The organism is Pseudomonas hunanensis (assembly GCF_013393325.1).
In the GTDB taxonomy this organism is placed as follows: Bacteria; Pseudomonadota; Gammaproteobacteria; order Pseudomonadales; family Pseudomonadaceae; genus Aquipseudomonas; species Aquipseudomonas putida_P.
In genome coordinates, this window is sequence record NZ_QJRC01000067.1 from 1 (window position 1) to 7,334 (window position 7,334).

Below are 7,334 nucleotides of genomic sequence, written 5' to 3' on the forward strand. Positions count from 1 at the left end.
GAATGTTGATTTCTGACTTTTGTCAGATCGTTCTTTAAAAATTCGGATATGTGATAGAAATAGACTGATGGCCAGTTTCACTGCTGGTTAATCAGGCTAAGGTAAAATTTGTGAGTTCTGCTCGAAAGAGCGACGTGCGAATTTTCGGCGAATGTCGTCTTCACAGTATAACCAGATTGCTTGGGGTTATATGGTCAAGTGAAGAAGCGCATACGGTGGATGCCTTGGCAGTCAGAGGCGATGAAAGACGTGGTAGCCTGCGATAAGCTTTGGGGAGTCGGCAAACAGACTGTGATCCAGAGATCTCTGAATGGGGGAACCCAGCCAGCATAAGCTGGTTATCTTGTACTGAATACATAGGTGCAAGAGGCGAACCAGGGGAACTGAAACATCTAAGTACCCTGAGGAAAAGAAATCAACCGAGATTCCCTTAGTAGTGGCGAGCGAACGGGGACCAGCCCTTAAGTTGGTTTGAGATTAGTGGAACGCTCTGGAAAGTGCGGCCATAGTGGGTGATAGCCCCGTACACGAAAATCTCTTATCAATGAAATCGAGTAGGACGGAGCACGAGAAACTTTGTCTGAATATGGGGGGACCATCCTCCAAGGCTAAATACTACTGACTGACCGATAGTGAACCAGTACCGTGAGGGAAAGGCGAAAAGAACCCCGGAGAGGGGAGTGAAATAGAACCTGAAACCGTATGCGTACAAGCAGTGGGAGCCTACTTTGTTAGGTGACTGCGTACCTTTTGTATAATGGGTCAGCGACTTATATTCAGTGGCGAGCTTAACCGAATAGGGGAGGCGTAGCGAAAGCGAGTCTTAATAGGGCGTTTAGTCGCTGGGTATAGACCCGAAACCGGGCGATCTATCCATGGGCAGGTTGAAGGTTAGGTAACACTGACTGGAGGACCGAACCGACTACCGTTGAAAAGTTAGCGGATGACCTGTGGATCGGAGTGAAAGGCTAATCAAGCTCGGAGATAGCTGGTTCTCCTCGAAAGCTATTTAGGTAGCGCCTCATGTATCACTGTAGGGGGTAGAGCACTGTTTCGGCTAGGGGGTCATCCCGACTTACCAAACCGATGCAAACTCCGAATACCTACAAGTGCCGAGCATGGGAGACACACGGCGGGTGCTAACGTCCGTCGTGAAAAGGGAAACAACCCAGACCGTCAGCTAAGGTCCCAAAGTCATGGTTAAGTGGGAAACGATGTGGGAAGGCTTAGACAGCTAGGAGGTTGGCTTAGAAGCAGCCACCCTTTAAAGAAAGCGTAATAGCTCACTAGTCGAGTCGGCCTGCGCGGAAGATGTAACGGGGCTCAAACCATGCACCGAAGCTACGGGTATCACCTTTTGGTGATGCGGTAGAGGAGCGTTCTGTAAGCCTGTGAAGGTGAGTTGAGAAGCTTGCTGGAGGTATCAGAAGTGCGAATGCTGACATGAGTAACGACAATGCGAGTGAAAAACTCGCACGCCGAAAGACCAAGGTTTCCTGCGCAACGTTAATCGACGCAGGGTTAGTCGGTCCCTAAGGCGAGGCTGAAAAGCGTAGTCGATGGAAAACAGGTTAATATTCCTGTACTTCCAGTTATTGCGATGGAGGGACGGAGAAGGTTAGGCCAGCCTGGCGTTGGTTGTCCAGGTTTAAGGTGGTAGGCTGGAATCTTAGGCAAATCCGGGATTTCAAGGCCGAGAGCTGATGACGAGTTGCCTTTAGGCGACGAAGTGGTTGATACCATGCTTCCAAGAAAAGCTCCTAAGCTTCAGATAACTGGGAACCGTACCCCAAACCGACACAGGTGGTTAGGTAGAGAATACCAAGGCGCTTGAGAGAACTCGGGTGAAGGAACTAGGCAAAATGGCACCGTAACTTCGGGAGAAGGTGCGCCGGCGAGGGTTAAGGACTTGCTCCGTAAGCCCATGCCGGTCGAAGATACCAGGCCGCTGCGACTGTTTATTAAAAACACAGCACTCTGCAAACACGAAAGTGGACGTATAGGGTGTGACGCCTGCCCGGTGCCGGAAGGTTAATTGATGGGGTTAGCGCAAGCGAAGCTCTTGATCGAAGCCCCGGTAAACGGCGGCCGTAACTATAACGGTCCTAAGGTAGCGAAATTCCTTGTCGGGTAAGTTCCGACCTGCACGAATGGCGTAACGATGGCGGCGCTGTCTCCACCCGAGACTCAGTGAAATTGAAATCGCTGTGAAGATGCAGTGTATCCGCGGCTAGACGGAAAGACCCCGTGAACCTTTACTATAGCTTTGCACTGGACTTTGAATTTGCTTGTGTAGGATAGGTGGGAGGCTTTGAAGTGGGGACGCCAGTTCTCATGGAGCCATCCTTGAAATACCACCCTGGCAACTTTGAGGTTCTAACTCAGGTCCGTTATCCGGATCGAGGACAGTGTATGGTGGGTAGTTTGACTGGGGCGGTCTCCTCCCAAAGAGTAACGGAGGAGTACGAAGGTGCGCTCAGACCGGTCGGAAATCGGTCGTAGAGTATAAAGGCAAAAGCGCGCTTGACTGCGAGACACACACGTCGAGCAGGTACGAAAGTAGGTCTTAGTGATCCGGTGGTTCTGTATGGAAGGGCCATCGCTCAACGGATAAAAGGTACTCCGGGGATAACAGGCTGATACCGCCCAAGAGTTCATATCGACGGCGGTGTTTGGCACCTCGATGTCGGCTCATCACATCCTGGGGCTGAAGCCGGTCCCAAGGGTATGGCTGTTCGCCATTTAAAGTGGTACGCGAGCTGGGTTTAGAACGTCGTGAGACAGTTCGGTCCCTATCTGCCGTGGACGTTTGAGATTTGAGAGGGGCTGCTCCTAGTACGAGAGGACCGGAGTGGACGAACCTCTGGTGTTCCGGTTGTCACGCCAGTGGCATTGCCGGGTAGCTATGTTCGGAAGAGATAACCGCTGAAAGCATCTAAGCGGGAAACTTGCCTCAAGATGAGATCTCACTGGGATCTTGAATCCCCTAAAGGGCCGTCGAAGACTACGACGTTGATAGGTTGGGTGTGTAAGCGCTGTGAGGCGTTGAGCTAACCAATACTAATTGCCCGTGAGGCTTGACCATATAACACCCAAGCAATTTGCGCGTCAGCCAAATTGCGGTGGTGAAGATGATACGAACCGAAAGTTCGCAACGAACCACACAATCACATATCCGAATTCGCTGGGCTGTCCATCTGGACATTCTGGCTACAGAATTTCTTGACGACCATAGAGCATTGGAACCACCTGATCCCATCCCGAACTCAGCAGTGAAACGATGCATCGCCGATGGTAGTGTGGGGTTTCCCCATGTGAGAGTAGGTCATCGTCAAGATTCATTTCGCAAAACCCCTATCTGCGCATGCAGGTAGGGGTTTTGTCTTTGTGGCGAAAAAATTCTGGCGCCTGTAGGAACGGGCAAGCCTGCGACGCAGGCGACGCGGTGTTCGCGCCTGCATCTGCAAACGCTCCGGCGGCAGGCCCTTTTCCTATGCAAGCCAACAGCCCATGGCTATCATGCCTGCCTTATTCCAAGTCGAGACTGGCATGCTGAAGTTGTTGAATCTTCTCAAGGATGGCCGGTTCCATTCCGGAGAAGCTCTGGGGGAAGCCCTCGGGGTGAGTCGCAGCGCCGTTTGGAAACAGCTGCAGCACCTGGAAGGCGAGCTGAACCTCACCATTCACAAGGTTCGTGGGCGCGGCTATCAGCTGGCGACACCACTAGCTTTGCTCGAGGCTCAGGCAATAGCCGGCTTTGCCGAAAGCGAGCAGTGGCCGGTTTTCATCCATGAAAGCGTCGACTCGACCAATGCCGAAGGCTTGAGGCTTGCCAATCAGGGGCAGGCAGCGCCATTTGTGGTGCTGGCTGAGCGGCAGAGTGCCGGCCGCGGTCGACGTGGCCGCCAATGGGTCAGCCCATTTGCCGAGAACCTCTATTACAGCCTTGTCTTGCGTGTGGATGGCGGCATGCGCCAGCTCGAAGGCTTGAGCCTGGTGGTGGGGGTTGCGGTAATGCGCACTCTGCAGGCGTTCGGCGTAAAAGATGTAGGGCTCAAATGGCCCAATGACGTGTTGGTTCGCGGGCAGAAGATCACCGGTATTCTCCTGGAGCTGGTGGGTGATCCGGCCGACGTCTGTCATGTGGTACTGGGTATCGGTATCAATGTGAACATGCAGGCCAACGACCAGGTCGACCAGGAGTGGACCTCGATGCGACGTGAGGTGGGTGCGGCAATAGATCGCAACCACTTGGTAGCGTCGCTCAATCAGCAATTGCAGCATGAATTGGCACGTCATCGTCGCTATGGGTTTGCCGCATTCCAAGAGGAGTGGGAGCAGGCGCACCTTTGGCAAGGGCGCAATGTTTCACTGGTTGCCGGCAGTACGCGTATTGATGGCGTGGTTCTTGGCGTCGACGGGCAGGGCGGCTTGCGCCTTGAGGTGGACGGAGTTGAAAAGAGCTTCAGTGGTGGTGAGCTCAGTTTGAGGTTGCGTGATGATTCTTGAGCTCGACTGCGGTAACAGCTTCATCAAGTGGCGGGTAATTCATGCTGCTGACGCAGTGATTGAAGGTGGCGGGATCGTCGATTCCGATCAAGCGCTGCTGGCTGCAGTGGCGGCGCTGGCTTCCGTGCGTCTAACGGGCTGTCGTATTGTCAGTGTGCGCAGCGAGGAAGAAACCGATGCGCTTTGTGCGTTGATTGCCCAGGCTTTTGCCGTGCAGGCGCGCGTTGCGCATCCGGCACAGAGCATGGCCGGTGTGCGCAACGGTTATGACGACTATCAGCGCCTGGGTATGGACCGTTGGCTGGCTGCGCTGGGTGCATTTCACCTGGCCGGGGGCGCGTGCCTGGTAATCGACCTGGGGACTGCCGCCAAAGCGGACTTTGTTGCTGCGGACGGCGAGCACCTGGGCGGCTACATCTGCCCGGGGATGCCCTTGATGCGCAGCCAGTTGCGTACTCACACCCGGCGTATCCGCTATGACGATGCTTCCGCTGAGCGTGCACTGACTAGCTTGTCACCGGGTCGCTCCACCGTCGAGGCGGTAGAGCGCGGTTGCGTGTTAATGCTTCAGGGCTTTGCCCGCACCCAGCTCGAGCAGGCACGCGCGCTTTGGGGGGAGGCATTCACAGTGTTCCTTACTGGCGGCGATGCACCGCTGGTGAGGGAGGCCGTACCGCAGGCGCGTGTCGTACCGGACCTGGTTTTCGTTGGCCTGGCCATGGCCTGCCCATTGGATTGAGGTGCCTATGCGTTGGTTGTTTCTGCTGTTACTGGTGCTTAACGTCTTCTATTACGTGTGGCATCAGCAGGAAGCACCGCTGAAGGTCAAGGAAGTCGCCCCACTGTCTCTGTACAAGGGGAATCAGCAAGAAATCCGTCTGTTACGTGAAACGGGTGTGTCGGCGCCAGCCAAGCGCCGTGATGAATGCCTGGTAGTGGGGGGAGTGGAGCAGCAGGAGCAGTTGGAAGCACTGCGCCAGCGCCTGCTGAGCCTGGATATTGCCACCCTGCCAGTGATGGGGCAGTTGCCTGGAGCGGATGGGCGTTGGCTCAAGGTGGCCCCGGAAAGCGAGCGTTTGCTGGACCAAACGGTACTCTCGGCTCTTTCCAATGATTTCAAAGACTTAAAACATAAAATTATTTTCTGCCAGGGTATTGCAACTGGCGAATAGCTTGATAGAATGGCGCCCGCTTCACAGGGAACACCACTCAGGTGGTAGAGCTGGAAGCGGTGTCAAAGCAGCTAAGTTTCAGATTTGATTGAAAAAATTTGAAAAAACGCTTGACACTAGGGCGGCAGACAAATAGAATGCCGACCACATCTGGAGGGATTCCCGAGCGGTCAAAGGGGACGGACTGTAAATCCGTTGCGAGAGCTTCGAAGGTTCGAATCCTTCTCCCTCCACCAGTTTTAGCGAGAGCCGCAAGCTCCGCGGGTATAGTTTAGTGGTAGAACCTCAGCCTTCCAAGCTGATGATGCGGGTTCGATTCCCGCTACCCGCTCCAAGTTTGCTGGGTTTTGCACAAAGTGTTTCGCTCTTGTAGCTCAGTTGGTAGAGCACACCCTTGGTAAGGGTGAGGTCAGCGGTTCAAGTCCGCTCAAGAGCTCCATATAAACAAGGCAGATATGAAAATATCTGCCTTTGTTTTATCAGCGCAAGACTATTTCTTCTGCGGAGGATTGTATCGATGGCTAAGGAAAAGTTTGATCGTTCCCTTCCCCACGTTAACGTCGGCACTATCGGCCACGTTGACCACGGTAAGACCACTCTGACCGCAGCTCTGACTCGCGTTTGCTCCGAAGTTTTCGGTTCGGCAATCGTTGAGTTCGACAAGATCGACTCGGCTCCGGAAGAAAAAGCGCGCGGTATCACCATCAACACCGCTCACGTTGAGTACAACTCGACCATTCGTCACTACGCTCACGTTGACTGCCCAGGTCACGCTGACTACGTGAAGAACATGATCACCGGTGCTGCCCAGATGGACGGCGCGATCCTGGTTTGCTCGGCCGCCGATGGTCCGATGCCACAAACCCGTGAGCACATCCTGCTGTCCCGTCAGGTTGGCGTTCCGTACATCGTGGTCTTCCTGAACAAGGCTGACCTGGTAGACGACGCTGAGCTGCTGGAACTGGTCGAGATGGAAGTTCGCGACCTGCTGTCCACCTACGACTTCCCAGGTGACGACACTCCGATCATCATCGGTTCCGCTCGTATGGCCCTGGAAGGCAAAGACGACAACGAAATGGGCACTACCGCTGTTAAGAAGCTGGTAGAGACTCTGGACAGCTACATTCCTGAGCCAGTTCGTGCCATCGACCAGCCGTTCCTGATGCCGATCGAAGACGTATTCTCGATCTCGGGTCGTGGTACCGTTGTTACCGGTCGTATCGAGCGTGGTATCGTCCGCGTTCAGGATCCGCTGGAAATCGTTGGTCTGCGTGACACCACCACCACCACCTGCACCGGTGTTGAGATGTTCCGCAAGCTGCTGGACGAAGGTCGTGCTGGCGAGAACTGCGGCGTTCTGCTGCGTGGTACCAAGCGTGACGACGTTGAGCGTGGCCAGGTTCTGGTCAAGCCAGGTTCGGTCAAGCCGCACACCAAGTTCACCGCAGAAGTCTACGTTCTGTCGAAGGAAGAAGGCGGTCGTCACACTCCGTTCTTCAAAGGCTACCGTCCTCAGTTCTACTTCCGTACCACTGACGTGACCGGTAACTGCGAACTGCCGGAAGGCGTTGAAATGGTAATGCCAGGTGACAACATTCAGATGACTGTTACCCTGATCAAGACCATCGCAATGGAAGACGGTCTGCGCTTCGC

At 54.4% G+C, this 7,334-nt stretch carries 4 protein-coding genes, 3 tRNA genes and 2 rRNA genes; all 9 read left to right on the forward strand.

Features of this window, described 5'->3' with window-relative positions:
• Window positions 1-192: 192 nt before the first annotated feature.
• A 23S ribosomal RNA gene (locus DM807_RS03245) occupies window positions 193-3,085 on the forward strand.
• Window positions 3,086-3,221: 136 nt separating this feature from the next.
• Window positions 3,222-3,337, forward strand: a 5S ribosomal RNA gene (gene rrf, locus DM807_RS03250).
• Between the two features lie 212 nt (window positions 3,338-3,549).
• Window positions 3,550-4,509 (forward strand): bifunctional biotin--[acetyl-CoA-carboxylase] ligase/biotin operon repressor BirA, encoded by a 960-nt coding sequence (gene birA, locus DM807_RS03255; RefSeq protein WP_012270228.1) that lies wholly within the window; start codon window positions 3,550-3,552, stop codon window positions 4,507-4,509.
• Window positions 4,499-5,248, forward strand: coding sequence for a pantothenate kinase (locus tag DM807_RS03260; RefSeq protein ID WP_012270229.1), 750 nt, complete (start codon window positions 4,499-4,501; stop codon window positions 5,246-5,248). The genes birA and DM807_RS03260 overlap by 11 nt, the downstream gene beginning before the upstream one ends.
• A gap of 7 nt (window positions 5,249-5,255) precedes the next feature.
• On the forward strand, window positions 5,256-5,681 hold the full coding sequence (locus DM807_RS03265; protein WP_012270230.1) for a hypothetical protein: 426 nt from the start codon (window positions 5,256-5,258) through the stop codon (window positions 5,679-5,681).
• Window positions 5,682-5,833: 152 nt separating this feature from the next.
• Window positions 5,834-5,917, forward strand: a tRNA-Tyr gene (locus DM807_RS03270).
• Window positions 5,918-5,941: 24 nt separating this feature from the next.
• Window positions 5,942-6,015: transfer RNA gene (locus DM807_RS03275), tRNA-Gly, on the forward strand.
• Between the two features lie 29 nt (window positions 6,016-6,044).
• Window positions 6,045-6,120: transfer RNA gene (locus tag DM807_RS03280), tRNA-Thr, on the forward strand.
• Window positions 6,121-6,198: 78 nt separating this feature from the next.
• The coding region (gene tuf, locus DM807_RS03285) for an elongation factor Tu (protein ID WP_179027007.1) at window positions 6,199-7,334 on the forward strand (1,136 nt) is incomplete at its 3' end.